General features: G+C 36.8%; 20 protein-coding genes. 5 read left to right on the top strand and 15 right to left on the bottom strand.

Features of this window, described 5'->3' with window-relative positions:
* Positions 1–27: 27 nt before the first annotated feature.
* The 15 genes from NMG63_RS08380 to NMG63_RS08450 form a co-directional block, all read right to left on the bottom strand.
* A complete protein-coding gene (locus NMG63_RS08380; protein WP_003774425.1) occupies positions 28–882 on the bottom strand; it encodes a YitT family protein in 855 nt (284 codons plus the stop codon).
* 1 nt (position 883) lies between these two features.
* A protein-coding gene (gene prfB / locus NMG63_RS08385) for a peptide chain release factor 2 (protein ID WP_110899907.1) occupies positions 884–1,988 on the bottom strand; the annotation gives its coding sequence in 2 pieces (ribosomal slippage) (positions 884–1,915 and positions 1,917–1,988; 1,104 coding nt in all).
* 13 nt (positions 1,989–2,001) lie between these two features.
* A complete protein-coding gene (gene secA / locus NMG63_RS08390; RefSeq protein WP_254006948.1) occupies positions 2,002–4,344 on the bottom strand; it encodes a preprotein translocase subunit SecA in 2,343 nt (780 codons plus the stop codon).
* Between the two features lie 87 nt (positions 4,345–4,431).
* Positions 4,432–4,629: a cold-shock protein gene (locus tag NMG63_RS08395; RefSeq protein WP_003774419.1), complete on the bottom strand. Its 198-nt coding sequence runs from the start codon at positions 4,627–4,629 to the stop codon at positions 4,432–4,434.
* Positions 4,630–4,716: 87 nt separating this feature from the next.
* Complete coding sequence (locus NMG63_RS08400; RefSeq protein WP_254006949.1) at positions 4,717–5,097, bottom strand: phosphoribosyltransferase family protein; 381 nt, start codon at positions 5,095–5,097, stop codon at positions 4,717–4,719.
* A 173-nt stretch (positions 5,098–5,270) separates the two neighbouring features.
* Complete coding sequence (locus NMG63_RS08405; RefSeq protein WP_254006950.1) at positions 5,271–6,398, bottom strand: DEAD/DEAH box helicase; 1,128 nt, start codon at positions 6,396–6,398, stop codon at positions 5,271–5,273.
* Positions 6,399–6,475: 77 nt separating this feature from the next.
* Positions 6,476–7,363: an SPFH domain-containing protein gene (locus NMG63_RS08410; protein WP_254006951.1), complete on the bottom strand. Its 888-nt coding sequence runs from the start codon at positions 7,361–7,363 to the stop codon at positions 6,476–6,478.
* A gap of 1 nt (position 7,364) precedes the next feature.
* Positions 7,365–7,808: an NfeD family protein gene (locus tag NMG63_RS08415; protein WP_003774412.1), complete on the bottom strand. Its 444-nt coding sequence runs from the start codon at positions 7,806–7,808 to the stop codon at positions 7,365–7,367.
* Positions 7,805–8,185, bottom strand: a complete 381-nt coding sequence (locus NMG63_RS08420; protein ID WP_013853417.1) for a hypothetical protein — start codon at positions 8,183–8,185, stop codon at positions 7,805–7,807. The genes NMG63_RS08415 and NMG63_RS08420 overlap by 4 nt, the downstream gene beginning before the upstream one ends.
* Positions 8,186–8,304: 119 nt before the next feature.
* Complete coding sequence (locus tag NMG63_RS08425) at positions 8,305–8,856, bottom strand: haloacid dehalogenase-like hydrolase (RefSeq protein WP_254006952.1); 552 nt, start codon at positions 8,854–8,856, stop codon at positions 8,305–8,307.
* On the bottom strand, positions 8,857–9,459 hold the full coding sequence (locus NMG63_RS08430) for a 3'-5' exonuclease (RefSeq protein ID WP_254006953.1): 603 nt from the start codon (positions 9,457–9,459) through the stop codon (positions 8,857–8,859).
* 117 nt (positions 9,460–9,576) lie between these two features.
* The gene (gene htpG, locus NMG63_RS08435) at positions 9,577–11,433 is read right to left on the bottom strand and encodes a molecular chaperone HtpG (protein WP_254006954.1); all 1,857 of its coding nucleotides are present in this window, start codon (positions 11,431–11,433) and stop codon (positions 9,577–9,579) included.
* Positions 11,434–11,564: 131 nt separating this feature from the next.
* Positions 11,565–13,121, bottom strand: coding sequence for a ClC family H(+)/Cl(-) exchange transporter (locus tag NMG63_RS08440; RefSeq protein WP_254006955.1), 1,557 nt, complete (start codon positions 13,119–13,121; stop codon positions 11,565–11,567).
* Positions 13,122–13,216: 95 nt separating this feature from the next.
* Positions 13,217–13,798: a hypothetical protein gene (locus NMG63_RS08445; protein WP_254006956.1), complete on the bottom strand. Its 582-nt coding sequence runs from the start codon at positions 13,796–13,798 to the stop codon at positions 13,217–13,219.
* 55 nt (positions 13,799–13,853) lie between these two features.
* Positions 13,854–14,858, bottom strand: coding sequence for an LTA glycolipid anchor biosynthesis glycosyltransferase, IagA/BgsA family (locus NMG63_RS08450; RefSeq protein ID WP_254006957.1), 1,005 nt, complete (start codon positions 14,856–14,858; stop codon positions 13,854–13,856).
* A gap of 134 nt (positions 14,859–14,992) precedes the next feature.
* Here NMG63_RS08450 and NMG63_RS08455 point away from each other — a divergent pair, with 134 nt between their 5' ends.
* The 5 genes from NMG63_RS08455 (at position 14,993) to NMG63_RS08475 (ending at position 18,241) form a co-directional block, all read left to right on the top strand.
* Positions 14,993–15,496: a transcription repressor NadR gene (locus tag NMG63_RS08455; protein WP_254006958.1), complete on the top strand. Its 504-nt coding sequence runs from the start codon at positions 14,993–14,995 to the stop codon at positions 15,494–15,496.
* A gap of 68 nt (positions 15,497–15,564) precedes the next feature.
* A complete protein-coding gene (locus tag NMG63_RS08460) occupies positions 15,565–16,074 on the top strand; it encodes a hypothetical protein (RefSeq protein ID WP_254006959.1) in 510 nt (169 codons plus the stop codon).
* Positions 16,075–16,111: 37 nt separating this feature from the next.
* Positions 16,112–16,465, top strand: a complete 354-nt coding sequence (locus NMG63_RS08465; protein ID WP_003774392.1) for an arsenate reductase family protein — start codon at positions 16,112–16,114, stop codon at positions 16,463–16,465.
* Positions 16,465–17,184: a YaaA family protein gene (locus NMG63_RS08470; RefSeq protein ID WP_254006960.1), complete on the top strand. Its 720-nt coding sequence runs from the start codon at positions 16,465–16,467 to the stop codon at positions 17,182–17,184. The genes NMG63_RS08465 and NMG63_RS08470 overlap by 1 nt, the downstream gene beginning before the upstream one ends.
* A gap of 91 nt (positions 17,185–17,275) precedes the next feature.
* Entirely contained in the window at positions 17,276–18,241 is a 966-nt protein-coding gene (locus NMG63_RS08475; RefSeq protein WP_254006961.1) for an NAD-dependent epimerase/dehydratase family protein, read from the top strand.
* Positions 18,242–18,331: the final 90 nt, after the last annotated feature.

Consider the following 18,331-nt stretch of genomic DNA (forward strand, 5'->3'; position numbering starts at 1 on the left):
GACCATAATGTGAAAAAGTATGGTAGGCTATGTGATTGAAGCCTTCATAAAACCTTTTCCATGAACTTCTGTTGCATCTGACACAATCAAAAATGCATTTGGGTCAACCTCTTTAACTAGACGTTCGAGTTCAACATATTGGTCTTTCATTAATACTGTTAAAATAATTTCTCGAGATTCATTTGTATAACCACCTGTTGCAGGAATACGTGTTGATCCCCGATCAATCATAGTATGAATTCGATTTAAAACTTCATTAACCTCATTTGTTATGATAAACACTTGTTTAGCTTGTTCACCAGAAATCATCTGAATCTTATCAATCGCTATTGCTGAGGTAAATATTGATAAAAATCCAATTAAAACATTATTTAAGCCATAACTTTTAAGTCCCAAAAGAACTGTAATGGTATCAATGAGTGCAATCCATACAGAAACCTTGATTCCTGTATATTTCGATAGAATTAATGGTGGAATATCCATACCACCAGTACTTGCGCCCGTTCTAAATGTTAATCCTAATCCAACTCCCATGAGTGCTCCTCCAAAAATAGAGGCAAGAATTGGGTCTACTTCTGGTGCATAACCAACAGATGATAGAATATTAATTAACAGCGGGGATAATATTGTGCTCGCTAGCGTTTTAATCGCAAATCGCTTACCTAAGAAAACCAACCCTAATAAAAACGACGATGCATATATAATATTAATCATCAATTCTTTTTCAATCCCTAAAAATGGGTAAAGCGCAACGGATACTCCCGATACGCCCCCAGAAAGAATATTATTGGGTAGTATAAAAAACGTTACTGCTACCGCGAGTACAAAGTTTCCTAGAAGTAAAAATAGCAAGTCGCTTAAATGTTCTTTTATACGATCCATTCTATACTCCTACATTCATTTTCAAAAATGCTTCAATAAAATCATCAATGTCACCATCTAATACGTCACCATATTGGCTTGTTTCAAATTTAGTGCGATGATCTTTAACCATTGTATAAGGGTGAGCTACATAAGAACGAATTTGAGAACCCCATTCGATTAACTTATGTTCACCTTTTATTGCTGCAAGCTGTGCTTGCTTTTCTTCGATTTCTCGTTGGTACAACTTACTTTTCAGCATCATTAATGCTTCTTCTCTATTTTGAAGTTGACTTCTTCCTGCTTGACAAGTTACTACGATACCTGTTTTTTTGTGTGTTATCCGTACTGCAGAGTCTGTCTTATTAACATGTTGACCCCCAGCACCGGTAGCACGCATCGTATCGACATCGATGTCTTCCGGTAAAATTGTAATTTCAATACTGTTGTCAAATTCAGGTGCTACATCTACAGATGCAAAGGAAGTGTGACGTCGTCCTGATGAATCGAAAGGACTGATTCTAACAAGACGATGAACACCTTTCTCTGCTTTTAAATAACCGTAGGCAAACATACCCGATACTGAAAAGGAAACAGATTTTAATCCGGCCTCGTCACCATCAAGATAGTTAAGAACACTGATTTTAAAACCATGATCTTGCGCCCATCGTGTGTACATACGATAAAGCATTTCTGCGAAATCTTGGCTCTCTGTTCCTCCGGCACCCGGATGAATTTCAACAATTGCATTTTTTTGATCATAATCATGACTTAGAAGTACAAGTACTGAGAAAGATTCCATTTCTTTTTGGATTTCTTTAACTTCTACTTCTAGTGAGTTCTGAAACTCCTCATCCGCTTCTTCTTTTAATAAAAGAATACTGTCAGAGCATGACATCAATCGTTCGAGTAAATCGTGATGTGTTTCAACGACTTTTTTTAATTGATTCAGCTTTTGAATGTGTTGTGAACTGTGTCTATGGTCATCCCAAAAACCGTCTTCAACCATTTCTGATTCGAGTTCTTTGATTTTAGCTTCTTTTTGAGCTAAGTCAAAGTGAATCACCAAGTGCTTTCAAATCAGATGTTGTTGAGTCAACAATCTGTGCTATTTCAAATAATTCCATCGTATCACCCTATCTATTGTCTGTATTCAATCTTTACATTTACACAGAACATAACAATGTCTTGTGCAATTTGTCCTAACATTTCTTCGAACATTTCAAATCCTTCAGTCACATACGCTTGAAGTGGCTTATCTTGAGCATATGAGCGCAAATGAATTCCTTCTCGTAATTTACTCATAGCATCAATATGATCAACCCATGAGCGATCAATCATGTTGAGCACAACTTCTTTTTCAACACGTGTAAACTGATCTTGTACATCTGTAATTTTAATTTCATATTTTTCCCAAGCTGCATCTGTAATAATTGTTTGAATTTCTTCTTGAGATGCATTATCTAGAGACGCTTGGTCAAATGAGTCATCGATTAAGCCCAGCTTATCCAACGCTTCTACAAGTCCTTCTTTATCAATTGAGAAATCTCTTGATTCTAGATTTGTATATGATGCGATTGTATCTGAAACAACTCGCTTATACATCTCTTTAATGATTCCATGAACATCTTCGTTTTCTAATACATAATCACGTTGTTCATAAATGATTTCACGTTGTTGACGTAACACATCATCGTAATCAAGAAGTGTTTTACGGATATCAAAGTTCACTCCTTCAACGCGGCGTTGAGCAGCACTAATTTGTTTTGTTATTACTTTATTTTCAATTGCCACATCCCCAAGTTGGCTATAAACATTTTCAAAACGTTCACTACCATGACGTAACATTAAATCATCTTCAAACGAAACGAAGAAACGTGACATCCCTGGGTCTCCTTGACGACCTGAACGTCCACGGAGCTGGTTATCAATACGACGTGACTCATGGCGTTCACTACCTAAAACCGCAAGTCCTCCAAGAGCTCTTGATTCTTCATCAAGTTTAATATCAGTACCACGCCCAGCCATGTTGGTCGCGATTGTTACAGAACCTTTACGTCCTGCCTTCTCAATAATTTGAGCTTCACGAGCATGGTTTTTCGCATTTAATACTTCATGTTTAATCTTGCGTTGCTTCATCATCATACTTAAGTATTCTGATGTTTCAACCGCAACAGTACCTACAAGAACTGGTTGGCCTTTTTCGTTGAGTTCACGAACAGTTTCAATAAGTGCTTCAAATTTTGCCTTACGTGTACCATAAACGAGGTCTGGTAAATCTTCACGTGCGATTGGACGGTTTGTTGGAACTTCCAGAACGCGCATGTTATAGATTTCTAAGAATTCTTCTTCCTCAGTTTTCGCAGTACCGGTCATCCCGGATAGTTTATTATATAGTCTAAAGAAATTTTGGTAAGTAACTGTTGCCAGTGTAACCGTTTCTTGTTTAATTGTTACGCCTTCTTTAGCACATAAAGCTTGGTGTAGTCCGTCAGAATACTCACGACCTTCCATCAATCGTCCTGTGAATTGGTCAACAATAACAACTTCGTTATTTTGTACAACATACTCGATATCATTGAGCATAATGTAGTTAGCTTTTAATGCATTATTAATGTGATGCACCAAAGAGGTATTATCAAGATCATATAGATTATCTACTTTGAAAGTGCGCTCAGCTTTTTCAACACCTGCTTCTGTGAGTTGAACAGTTTTTGACTTCACATCAATAACATAGTCTGAACCTTCGCTTAATTTTTTTGCGAATTTATCCGATGATTCATACAATTTAGCACCATCACGCGCTCCACCCGAAATAATTAATGGTGTACGTGACTCATCAATCAGAATCGAGTCAACCTCATCAACAAGTGCATAGTTTAAAGGACGCAATACACGTTGTTCAACCTTAGTAACCATGTTGTCTCGAAGATAGTCAAAACCAACTTCTGAGTTTGTTGTATATGTAATATCACATTCATATACTTCGCGTTTACCTGAAGGTGATAAAGCACGTACGTTTATACCGACTGTAAGTCCTAAGAAACGATGGATTTCTCCCATCCATTCCGCATCACGTTGAGCAAGATACTCATTAACTGTAATAACATGAACTCCCTTACCCTCTAATGCATTAAGGTAAGTAGGCATGATTGCTGTTAATGTTTTACCTTCTCCAGTCTTCATTTCCGCGATATCACCGCGGTGAAGAATTATAGCCCCCATAAGCTGAACAACATATGGGAATTCACCAATAACTCGGTAAGCTGCCTCACGTGAAACAGCATAAGCCTCCACAAGAAGATCATCTAAAGTTTCCCCTTGAGCAATACGGTTTTTAAATTCATTAGTTTTTTCTTTTAACGCTTCATCAGATAGAGCACGCGTCTCTTCTGCCAACGCATCAATTTCATGTGCAATTTTTTCAATTTCATTTAAAATCTTACGATCGCCACTAAAAAGATTACTTAAAAATCCAGCCATAATTCAAGCCTCCATTCCTTGATATTGTAACACATAACGAATTCAGAATACATAACTAAAAAAGTTGGCATAACCAACTTTTCTACTCTAGATTCTCACAATATTATGTGCTTGCAAACCGCGCTCAGATTCCACAAGTTCAAATTCAACTTCAGTACCCTCTTCAATGGTTTTAAATCCTTCCATAATCAGATGAGTATAATGAAAAAATATGTCTTGTCCATCCTCTGCTGTGATGAAACCAAATCCTTTGTTTTTGTTAAATGTTTTAACTTTCCCCTTCATTGTATAGACCCTTTCTAAGCATATTTATATACTTTTAATTTCAATAAAATTATACGATAGAGGTACTTAAAAGGCAAGTGAAATCGCTTACTTATGGTTTGTAAGGGTACCCGCTAAGCACAGTGCTTCGATATGATCCACAAAAGGTTTGATTTGATCGGCTATAGCTTCTAAAGTATTTCCAGTTGTCACAATATCATCAATAATTAAAATCTTCGTTGTTCTTTTTTGAGGTAATTTCTCGAGTGCAATATGATCGCGTATTTTACGACGGTCTTTTGAGTTACAGAGAGCCTGTTTAATCGGAGCATTGCTCACAAGATTGATACCGCTGTGTTTAAGCCCTAGTTTATCTACTAAAAGATCTAAATGATTGGGCTTACTACTATTAGTTGTATTAGATGGGGCGATAACATATTCGTAACGGGAATAATGGAATTGAATCCAAAAACGATGATACTCAAACAAATATTTTTTGAGATGGTAATCATGATGAACTTTATATCTGAGAATGAGGTTTCGAATAAAACCCCGATACTCATATAGGACACAGGTTTTGAAAGATAGGTCTCCACGATAAAACTTTTTACACCTTAGGCGCTCATAACACAGGTTACAGAGCGCTTCATTTTTCGAACCGATTAATGAGTCGAGAAGTGGCTTAACTTCAATTTTTTCAAAACAGATGTCGCATGATTGTTCGCATTCACAAGAGCACGTTTTGACTTTATCAATGATGGTGTCAATTCGAGAAAAAAACACATACACACTCCTTTCACAGGATTAATACCCCGTTCGACACGACCTGCAATTTGAATTAAAGATGCTGTATCAAAAATTGGGTGATCAGCATAAAGTACAAACACATTACATTTTTTGAACGTAACACCCCGTTCCAAAACCGTAGTACAAACCAACACTCCCCCAAACTCTCTAAAGTGGTTAAGATATACCTCACGGTTTTCGGTCTGCGAGGTGATTGAAGGCACACCTAAAAGAAGCGAAAGGACTCTCGCGATTCTACGAGTCGGTACAAAAATAAGAAGATGATCTTTTTTTATTCTTCGATATTCAATCATCATTCGTAGAAACGGAAAACATGTTTGAATATAGATTGGTATTGGTAACAGTCTTCCACTTGGTCGAAGGGATGCATAGAGATGCTTGACGTCCTTAGAATGACACAGTTCTTCTAAAAATTGATTACAGGTTGCACTGAGATAAACAATACGTCCCTTACATGCATAAATCACAAACCTAAGTAGCAAATCATTATTCGCAAATGGGAACGCGTCCGGTTCATCTAAAATCAACAGATCAAACTGCTTCGAATATCGATAGAGCTGATGTGTTGTGCAAATCACGAAAGGAGCTACAACATCATTCGTTCTTCCACCACATACGCAAGCTATTTTAAGTGTTTTGAAATAAGACTTAAATCGTTCAAAAAGTTCCAGAACAATCTCCCTTCTTGGAACGGCCCAGCATACACATTTTCTATCCTTAAGCGTCTTCTCAATTAACGGCAGACAAATCTCTGTCTTTCCAGCTCCACACACCGCTTCAAGAAAAACATCATTATGTTCAACGAGCGAACATAATCGTTTTGCGATGCCCTTCTGATAAACAGTCAACTCAAAAGGTATTGTACATATACTCTCCTGGACATAATCATCACATACGTCGAGATCAACGAGATACTGACTGTAATAAAGGCACCGCCTACATGCTCCATTTTGGATTTTCAAGCCGCATCGATCACATTCCATATTAATCACCCACTAATAATTATGTGTTATCCCAAAATAAGCCTATAAAAAAACCACTCTGAGAGTGGCTTTCTTTATTATTTAATAATTTCTTTTCCAGACGCTAATACAGAAGCTAAGTTTTGAAGATCAGATGGAACAATAATTTTTGTTGCCTGACCATTTGCTGCTTTTTCAAATGCTTCAAAACTCTTAAGTTTTAGATATGCACTGTTTGGATCAATTGTTGATAACAGTAGCGCACCTTTTGATTGAGCATCAAAGACGCGTTCCATCGCTTGAGCCTCACCCTCAGCTTCAGTAATCATCGCTTCTTTATGGGCTTGAGCTCGGAGGACTGTAGATTCCTTTTCACCTTCAGCAATAAGAATTGCAGAGCGTTTTTCACCCTCGGCGCGTAAGATTGACTCACGACGCTCACGTTCAGCACGCATTTGTTTCTCCATTGCTTCTTGAATATCACGTGGTGGAATAATATTTTTAACTTCAACACGTTGAACTCGAATCCCCCATGGATCCGTTGCCTCATCTAAGATAGCTCGCATCTTGGAGTTGATAATGTCACGTGACGTTAAAGTTTGGTCTAACTCTAAATCCCCGATAATATTACGTAGCGTTGTTGCTGTAAGATTTTCGATTGCATTGATCGGGTTATGAATTCCATATGTATACAATACTGGATCTGTAATTTGGAAATATACAACCGTATCAATTTGCATTGTAACGTTATCTTTAGTGATAACCGGTTGTGGTGCAAAATCTTGAACACGTTCCTTAAGTGAAACCTTATTCGCAACACGGTCAACAAACGGAAGAATTAAATGCATTCCCTTATCAAGTGTATGACTGTAGGCACCTAATCGTTCTACAACATATGCATTTGATTGTGGAATTACACGAATGCAATATCCTATAATTATTAATACTAATGCTAAAATTACTAAAAATAAAATTATTCCTGGCATGTTAAGCCTCCTCTACACTTTTCACAATTAATTTTACACCCTCAATAGCAATAACTTCAACCCGTGTATGTGCTGAAATTGTAGATTGATCTGCAGTTGTGGCAGACCACTCTTCACCATGAACCTTGATTTTTCCCCATGAATCTTGGTTGATTTCTTCATTTAGTATAAATTGACGACCAATTAAACGATCTGCATTCGTCGAAACGACATTTCCTCGTAAGAGATTTTTTGTCATTGGACGAATCATAATTAGTGCCGCAACACTTACAATAGCGAAAACCGCTAACTGTACCGCTACATTATCTGTTAAAAATGTTGTACCTAGTGCTGCAAGCGCACCAAATGAAAACCAAAGTGAAACTAAATTTCCTACCGTGATTACTTCAAGCACCAACATCCCTAAACAAACAATTAGCCATACCCAATCCATCGTTAATGTCATAGTATCACTCCCTCTTCATTTAGTGATGACAAATCAAATGTTAAAACACGTTCCTTTTTGTCATAATTCGCAATTACCTTTTGACCGTCAAGATTTTTCCCTACCTTAGCGGAGATTAAATCACACAACGCCTTATTATTAACTTTCGCATATCCTTTACCAATTGAAATTTTATGCAAATTCTCAACTGGATATACATTCAGTTCAAGATCGCGTTTTGTAACTGGCTTGATGCCTACCTGCCCATCTTTCGAAAATCCTACCAAAACATATTGGCTGTCTTTAAAGTGAGATGAAGCATTTTGATTTAATGTTAAACTTTTTTCAGTCAAAGTCACAACTTGAAGTTGTGCATTTCCTGTTACCCATTCAAACATAGCGACCTCCTTTACTTTTCAAATTATACCGCTTATTTCACTAATTTCAATATTTTCACCGATAATAATTGAAATAAAAAAAACTGACTCTCTTTTTAGAAAGAAAATCAGTTTTCTGTTTACCAAGGTTTAATTGTATCTCCATCAACAAGATAAGCATGCTCTGCATATTGTGCTAAAGGATCATCGGAGTATGAATCCGAATAAAACGCCTCCATCAGACCCAAATCATAGTGTGCTTCCATCCGAGCAACTTTTTCAGCGCCCCAACAATTATGCTTCAGATTTTTTCCCGTACTTGGATCGACCACTGAAGCGATCAACGCAATCCCTAATTCATCACAAATAGGTTCAAGCATAAATTCTGGTGAAGCTGAAATTATTAAATCATCATCACGTTTTTGCTCTAGATACCATGGCTTAATTTTTTCACGGTGTTCATCCCAAAACTCTAAAACGCGTTTTTTTATATCTGGGATTGCTGTAAAGTACTCATAAAATACCGTTTTCATGTCGGTCTTATCAATCTTTCCACGTTTGTAGTCAACAGCAGCTTTTATCTGACGTGGCCAAAATTTGATGATGGATTTATCACGCTTAAGATTGTATTTATAGAAATCCATGGAACTGTCACCATCATAGATGGTTTTGTCGAAATCATAAACATTCATTCACTCTACCCCCTTCTCTACTGGATAAACTTGCGGTGCTTTTTCTTTTTGAATTTGTCGCAATCGTTTGTATTTATCTTTCATTTTTATATAGACTTCTGCCGTTTGAAGACAGTCTTCTGAACCACGATGACCTACTAATCGCTCAACATCAAAATAAGTACATAAAGTTTCCAATTTATGGTTCTTAGAATCTTTATTTAGAAGTCTTGAAACGCGGAGTGTGTCAACGTAATCATTATGCATACGAAGTCCAACGGTTTCGAGATAAGCATTATAGACAAGACCATAATCAAACATGACATTATGACCCAAAATAACATCCGACCCAATAAAATCAACGAATTGTTTAATCACCTCATTAATTTTGGGTGCGCTTGAAACCATCTCCTCCGTAATTCCCGTGAGTTCTACCACGAAAGGAAGAATCGAATTATCTGGTTTCACCAATGTGGAAAATGCATCGACCTGTTTATAGTTTCGATACTTTATAGCACTTAATTCCGTTATGTCTTCAAACTTATTACTACGTCCTGTTGTTTCTAAATCAATTACCGTGAAATTAGGAACAAATTTCAGTAGATTTTCTCCTACACTTCGCATTACAAATCCTCTTTTTCTAAATCTATTGTAGCACAATCATTCTGAAACCACAGAATTTTATTATTCTCATTATAAGAGAAACCCCTTCATTAAACACAAAGGGGTTTTGTAGAACATTTATTTTGTGGATGCAACCATTAAGTCCGCAACACGTTTTGAGAATGTTACAGGGTCTTTGATTGGTAGTCCTTCAATAAGACATGCTTGATCGTATAGAATTGTTGCGAAATCACCGAGTTCATCCGGTTTCTCTTGATGCACACGCTCCAGAGCTTCCAATAATGGGTGTTCAGGGTTAATTTCTAAAATGCGTTTTGCTTTCACACGTTCGCCTTGATCTGGAATTGCATTCAATACTTTCTCCATCTCAAAGGATACACCCTCTTCACTTACAAGACACACTGGATGGTTTACAAGTCGTGTAGACAAGGTTACATCATCAACTTCATCTTTCAATGTTTCTTTTAGTGCTGTAATTAAATCTTTGTGACTTTCTTTTTTCGCTTCAATTGATTTTTTAGTTTCTTCATCAACTAAATCTAAGTCTCCTTGATTAATAGATTTAAAGGCTTTTCCCTCGTACTCTCTTAACATTTGAATTGCAAATTCATCAATTTCATCAGTGAAGTAGAGTACTTCATATCCTTTAGAAACAACAAATTCCGTTTGCGGTAAATGAGCACATTTCGTTACATTTTCGCCTGAGACATAGTAAATTTCTTCTTGATCCTCTTTCATACGTTCCTTATACTCTTTGAATGATACAAGATCTTCACTATGAGAACTCTTATAGAGAACAAGATCTTTTAGTGCATCACTCTTCGATCCATATGAAGTATAGATTCCGTATTTAATGGATAGTCCGAAATTAGTCCAAAATGATTCATATGCCTCACGATCATTTTTCATCATCAATTCTAATTCGCTTTTAATCTTCCGTTCGATACGTTTTGAAATCGCAGCAAGTTGACGGTCATGTTGTAAAATTTCACGAGATATATTGAGATTTAAATCCGGTGAGTCCACAAGACCACGTACAAATCTAAATTCTTCTGGAATTAAGGACTTATTATGATCCATGATAAATACGCCACGACTGTAGAGTTGGAGTCCCGGTTCAAATGATTGAGAGTAGAAATCCATTGGTACATGTTTAGGGATAAATAATAACGCATCAAAGGAAGGATTACCTTCGACTTTCATTTGAATCGTTTTAAATGGATCATCATAATCATGGAATTTATCTCTGTAGAATTGATTCAATGCTTCTTCAGTCACATCATTTTTAGAGCGTTTCCAAATTGGTATCATTGAGTTTAAGACTTCAGTCTCGCCTTCAACTTTCATTTCAATTGGATAACGGATGTAATCAGAATACGTTTTTACTAAGTTCTTAATCGTGTATTCATCAATAAAACGTTCATAAAATTCATCATCCGTATTGTCTTTAATCTTACAAATAATTGTAGAACCATGTTTTTCACGTTCTGCTTCTTCAATTTTAAATCCGTCTAAACCATCAGAACTAAATTTATATGCTTTTTCTTCGCCATAGGCTTTTGAGATTACATCCACATGATCACTGACCATGAATGCAGAATAAAATCCGACACCAAATTGACCAATCACATCGACCGCATCATCACCTTCTTCAAGTGCCTTCTTAAAGGCGTGAGAGTCACTTTTCGCAATTGTACCAAGGTATGTTTCCAATTCTTTCTCGGTCATACCAATACCGTAATCATGAATTGTTAGGGTACGGTTTTCCTCATCCAATTCTATTTCAATCTTCAAATCTTCTTTATTAATTTCAATTGAAGTATCTTGTAAAGATTTATAGTAAAGTTTATCTTCCGCATCACTCGCATTTGAAATTAATTCTCTTAAGAAAATTTCCTTATTCGTATAGATAGAATTAATCATTAAGTCTAGTAGCCTTTTTGATTCAGCTTTAAATTGTTTTGTTCGAGCCATTCTATTCCTCCTTAGCACTCTTATACCTTAAGTGCTAATATCATATCGCATTCTCGTATTTTGTCAACGGGTTTGAGAATATTTTTAGTTCTTAATTCGTATTACTAAATATGTATACAAAAAAACCAGTCCTAAGCTGGTTTTTTTGTTGAAACTTGCTCTAAAAGTTTCTTCCGTACTTCTGCACTAGAACTCAAATCCGTTAAAATTTTCAACGTATCTCCCGCAAGAATAACCGTATCTCCGTGTGGAATCAATTCATGTTCTCCACGCCCAAGCCCGGCTAACAAACATGACTTTGGCCAAAAGACGTCACGTACCATACACCCATCCAGTGCACTTTCCACATGAACACATACCTCGATAATCTCTTTTTCACCGGTAATGTTGGGTGCACGTTCCCCCGCAAGTCGTTCTAACATTGCTTCATATACAGGTTCACCGCCACATAAATCAGAAACAACATAGGCAACCAAAGATACCACCGCAATCGGCATTAGTTGGTCAAAATTACCAACCATTTCTGTAATCAACACAATTGCAGTAAGTGGTGCTTTTCCGATTGCTGTAAAGTAACCTGCCATGGCAATCACGATAAATGACTTCAGAAATGTGGGATCTAAGCCAAACTTTGAAATCAAAAAAGAACCGTAAATGGCACCTAACAGTGCCCCAAGTGAAAGAATTGGTAAAAATATTCCTCCAGGAAGACCAGAACCATATGAGACCATTGAGAAAATAAATCTTAGAACAAAAATTGAAACTAGCACAGAAAGTCCGAATGGATTTTCCACAAGTATATGAATAATATCACTACCACCACCAATTAAGTGTGGATAAAAGAACCCAATTGGAATAACAAGAACAAAAGGGATGACGCCATAGAAATGTGCTGGTACTTTTTTTATTTTATTGTAAACAGTAGGAATCCAAAGCACTATTTTTTGGTAAATAAATCCCGCAACACCTAAAATCAAACCTAATACAATTATAAATCCATAATGCTTTAACTCAAACGTCTGCAAATAACCAAAAGATAATATTGGACTCAGCCCAAAGAAATAAAGCGAAATAAAATTTGCAGTTGTTGTTGCAGCAAGGGTTGTTAAAAGCACTAATGGTGAAAAATTATGATGAACCTCTTCCAAAACAAAGAGAAGTCCCGCGACAGGAGCATTGAACGCAGCCGCAAGACCCGCTCCCGCACCACTTGAAACTAGAACCTTTTCAGACATCGTGTTTCCCTTGAAGCCCTGATTAACGCCTTGTCCTACTGCAGCTCCTAATTGAATCGAAGGTCCTTCTCGTCCTAAAAAAAGCCCTGAACCAATTGACAAGACCCCGGCGATACCTTTTCTTAAAATAATAGAGAGCCAATTCATATGCATGACCCCTAACATCTGACCTTCAATTTGCGGAATACCGCTCCCTTTAATCATTGGGTCTTTTTTAATAATAAAACCAATTCCAATCGCAAGCACAATTGATGCGAACACCCAAACAAATATCCACTGTGGATGAATGCGTAACAGCGCATAGGCCAGTTTCACATAACCTAATAATTCCTCTATCAAATACCGAAACAAACTTACGATAAGTCCAGAAAATACACCGACCACAATTCCTTTTCCAATAAATTCCAGACGTGTTTTATCAAAATAATTTAAAATATCTTTTTTTCTTTCCAAATCAACAACTCCCAACTTTTCATAATTATCATACGCTTATGAAGTTTTCCTGACAAGAATAAAACAAAAAAAATAGATACGAAATTGTATCTATTTTACTGAATCGGTTTTCGATAATTAGTGATCTCAATATATTCCATGCGTCCTGAATCGACATCGAATTTGAAAGTGCTTTTTGCTTTTTTATTATGTTCGAAGGTGATGTTTTTAAATCGGGCATTCTCATCTTCCTTAAATTCACCTAATTGTTCAATAATTTGTTCTTTAGGTGTTTCAAATGTAATACCTTCATGTACAACAATATCAACCGGATCATCGTAGTAGGACTCTCGATTTTCTGCACTGATAGATGCAACCAGAGTTTCTTCTAAAAGTTTTTCCTCTTCTGCCGCATTAAAAAATGCAATCCAAATAATATTACGGTCTTTACGTAAAGCATAACCATCTGTATAACTATTGGAAGCGAGCGTTATCGTATCAATATCTGTAGTTGGTTCCCATCCATCTTCAAATAAGGTTTGATAAGATACAGGAAGTTGATAATCTTTGCCTCCTAATTTAAATGCAATGGTTTCATAGGTATTCACCGGTGGTTTAATGACTTCAGGTTCTTCTGGAGTCTTTGTACACCCTGTTAAAATAAGCAATAAAACTAAAACAGAACTTAGACGTTTCATAGGTTCACCTCATTATTGTCATCATATCATAAGTTTGATTTTACGAAAAGATTTCCTACTTCTTCTCCAGAACATTTGAATAGATACGTTTTAATTGTTCTCCAATAGCACCGATACTACGTGCTTTCGCGACATGGTATCCTTCCGCTGTTGTGGCAGGTAACTGTTGATCGAGACAACCTCTAATAATTCGGATAAAATCATCATTCGTCTCGCCCTTATAACAGTTCTCCCCATCCACAAGCCATGGATCGTATACACCAATATTTCGAACCAGCGTTTGACAACGTGCAGCAAGAGCCTCTAATACCACAATGCCCTCAGTCTCTTCATATGATGGGAAAAAGAACATATTTGCGCACATGTATGCCCCTTCGATAATATCTCCTGAAATATAACCTGGAAGCATTACATTATCCGGCTTATTTTTAATCGCATCACGAATTTTTTGCGTAACACTTGCAAGAGGAGTATGGCCAAACCATATAAACGTAACCTCTGGCATATTTCGAGCAACTTCCATAAAATCAGGCAGTCCTTTTCGCTCAAAATAGAGTCCTACAGAAACGACTACTTGTTTTCCTTCTTCAATCTTAAAATAATCTCTAAATGCTTGAACTTTATCATCTGAATATTCAAAGCGACTCAAGTCAATTCCATTTGAAATATCTTCAATTGGAATTGTAATGCCATACCCCTTAAGAATGCGTTTAGAATAAGGAGTTGGAGTGAGAATATAATCCCCTAACTTATAACTTGAAACGATATGCTTTTTAAAAAGCGGAGCGAGCTGATTTGAAAACATAAATGAATTACGGAAGTCTTCTTCAGTAGAATGCGCGTGATAAACAACTTTTTTTCCCATTCTACGTGCCTTACGTGCAAACTTACGCGCTCCAAAATCCACAGTATTAATATGAACCAAATCATAGTTGTCTTGGATATTTGTTGTAAAGTCAACATGAGCTTCCGACAAAGCACGTACTTGATGCTTCATTGCACGTCCAATTCCCGATTTACTAAATGCCTTTTCGCCCTTTTGATAGAGTAATATTTTCATGATAAACCGCCTTTGTCTTTTGTACTCTAAGCCTATCATTGTGATCATAACCTGTCAATAAAGCTTCGTATGCAAGCTTGCTCTTTCAATTTAGAGTTTCATTCGTTACAATAAGTAAAAAGAGGTGATTTTATATGCATGGTGATGTACGACGCACACAGATTATTACAAAATTGTTCGATTCGGAACATGCAATTAGCGCAAATCAATTCGCAAAGACATTTAATGTATCACGACAAATAATTGTCGGGGATATTGCACTTTTAAGGGCACAAGGACACGACATTATTGCGACAGGTAAAGGATATCTTATAAATCGCATTGATGAGAACATGAAAATCTATACACTTGCGATGCAACACAGTCATTACGATACACAAAAAGAATTAGAAATTTTCATTAAACACCACGCACATGTTTTGGATGTCACCGTTGAACATCCCGTCTATGGTTCCCTTACCGGTCAATTGGATATTCGAACTTATGAAGATATTACACTTTTTATGAACCAAAAACCTGAACTTCTCGCTTCACTTACAAATGGTATCCACCTTCATCGCATTGCAATTTCTAAAGAGCACTACCCCGAACTCATGATTGATTTAAAACAACATGAATTTCTCTATGAAAGTAACTAAGGTGTCTTGACACCTTTTTCTTTTACCACTACAATACCTCTAGGTGTCAAGACACTTTGGAGGATCTCATGAAATCTGTTCGTAATCTTAGTATCACTGCTCTACTCATCGCACTCGGAATTACTATACCTATGTTTATGCCTAAAATCATCATACCGCCGGCATCCTATACACTCGCAAGTCATGTTCCATTATTCGTTTCAATGTTTATATCACCTGCTGTTGCACTTGCTGTAGCTTTGGGGACAGGAGTAGGTTTTTTAATCTCTACGCCATTTATCGTTGCGGTCCGTGCTTTCTCACACTGTGTGTTTGCATTACTAGGATCACTTTATATACAAAAAAATCCAGACCTTATCAAGCATCGAAGAAAATGCATCAGTTTTAATATTATTATTGGTTTCATTCATGCAACCGTTGAATGTCTCGCCGTTACCCCATTCTTTTTTACTCAAACCCCAACTTCTGGTTCTTACTTTACAATTGTCTTTTTGGCGGTTGGTGTCGGTGGTTTTATCCACAGTCTTATCGACTTTTCAATTGCATCCACAATTTTAAAACGTATTCCTTTAAAATAATATGTTATCATTAACATATATTTAAAGGGAGGTTCTTATGAAACCATTATTTATCTACTATCCTAAATGTTCTACATGTAAACGTGCCGTAAAATATTTAGAAGAAAACAACATCGATGTTGTTTATCGCGACATGATGCTTGAGAATCCAACGAAAGCAGAATTAAAAGAATGGCTCCAAATTAGTGGCTTACCCATCAAACGATTCTTTAATACATCCGGTATCGTTTATCGCGAAATGAAGTTGAAGGATAAACTTCCGGAAATGAGTGATGACGAAGCACTTGAATTACTCTCAACAACAGGTCGTTTAGTCCGAAGACCTATGTTAATTGGCGATCACGGTGTATTTGTTGGCTTTCATGAAGAGATGTATGAGACATTAAAATAATGATTATTCTCGTATCACCAACTAAAACACAAAAAGAGAATTCTCAAGATAACCTTGAGAATTCTCTTTTTCCAGAAATAAAGTCAGAGCTTCTTGCTTCACTTCAAGCATTTACGCGTGATGAGATTAAAAAATCAATGCGTGTTTCCGATAAAATTGCGGATACCGTTTACCACAACTATCAAAACTTTTCAGAAACGACACCTGCGATTTTATCCTATCAAGGTTCTTCTTTCAAAAACATGAATCGAGAACTTTGGTCACACGATGATTATCTAGAGGCTCAAAAACGTCTCTACATTTTCTCCGCACTCTACGGACTCTCTAAGTGTTCTTCTGCGGTTGGACGCTATCGCCTCGATTTCCTGATGAAACTTAACATAGATCTGTATCAAATATGGAAACAGCCGATCACGGATTACCTTAATGAGTTAAATCAGCCCATTGTGAACCTAGCCTCAAGCGAGTATAGTTCAATGATCGATGTGAACACTTTAAGTGTGCCGATGATTACCTTAGATTTTAAAGAACAAAGTGGCGATTCCTATAAAACCAAATCGACCTATGTTAAGATTGCTCGTGGAAAAATGGTCTCATACCTCATTCAAAATCGTATTCAAACATTCAATGACATTAAAAACATTTCGTTTGATGGTTACACATTCAATAGAACCTTATCCACAGACAAATCCTATATATTTACTCGAAAAGAAAGTTAAGACTTTCTTTTTTTATACTACATTTCATCATACTTTTTCAAACATATCCAAACGAAATGCTACACTGTATTTGAAAGCGAGGGTTATGTTTATGAAAAAAGTATTTGTTCTCGGTGGCACTGGATTTCTTGGTTATCATACAGTTTGCGAACTTCTAAAAAGGGGTTACCAAGTCAAGACAATGTCTCTACCTCCAATGCCTTCTGAAAATCTATTTCCAGAACATGTGGAGAATCAATTGGGAGATATCAATCAAATGAGCGACTCCGAAATTGTAGATATGCTTTATGATATTGATGGATTTATTTATGCAATAGGTGCTGATGAACGATGGTTACCGGATGCACCGTCTTATCGTGCATTCTATCAAGCAAATGTTCTTCCCACACAACGAATTGCACGACTTGCAGTTGAAGCGGGTGTGGAACGATTTGTGTTATTTGGATCTTACTTTTCTGAATTCGCAGAACGCCTTCCGCAATATAATTTAAAAAACCAGAGCTATCCTGGTACACGTTTACTTCAAGAGCAAATTGCCTTTGCGGAAGGTGAAGGTGCCATGCGTGTCACAAGTCTTAGACTCCCCTATATTTTCGGAACTATGCCTGGGCGAACACCTCTTTGGAAGATGTTTGTAGACATGGTGCGCGATCAACCAGTATACCCTATACACAAAGGCGGAACTGCGGTAATTACCGCTACACAGGTCGCAGAAGCCGCAATAGGGGCTCTTGAAAACGGAATCCATCGTTCAACATACGCAATCTGCGATTCGAACCTTAAATACGAAGAATTTTTCCAAATGATCGTTGAGACATTAAACCAAGATACAAAAATACAGGTTGTAGATTACGAGTCCATGCGCGATCGATATGTCGCGGCAGACCAACATGCTGCATCTGAAGGAAAAGAACATGGAATCCATGTTGAGATATCACAAAAAATGCAAGAAGAAGATCTCTATCTCGACCCAAATGAAACCATGTCCACGCTTAAATTTAAACCTGAACAGGATATAAAAGCGGTTATACGCGAAACACTGCGTCATTGCTTATAAACAAAAAAAAGACAGCTTATAAATACTGATAAGCTCCCCTTAAAGTAGACACCCGAAATAAATAAAATCGGGCACTACAAAAAAGGAGGA

Source organism: Erysipelothrix amsterdamensis (genome assembly GCF_940143175.1).
GTDB lineage: Bacteria > Bacillota_I > Bacilli_A > Erysipelotrichales > Erysipelotrichaceae > Erysipelothrix > Erysipelothrix amsterdamensis.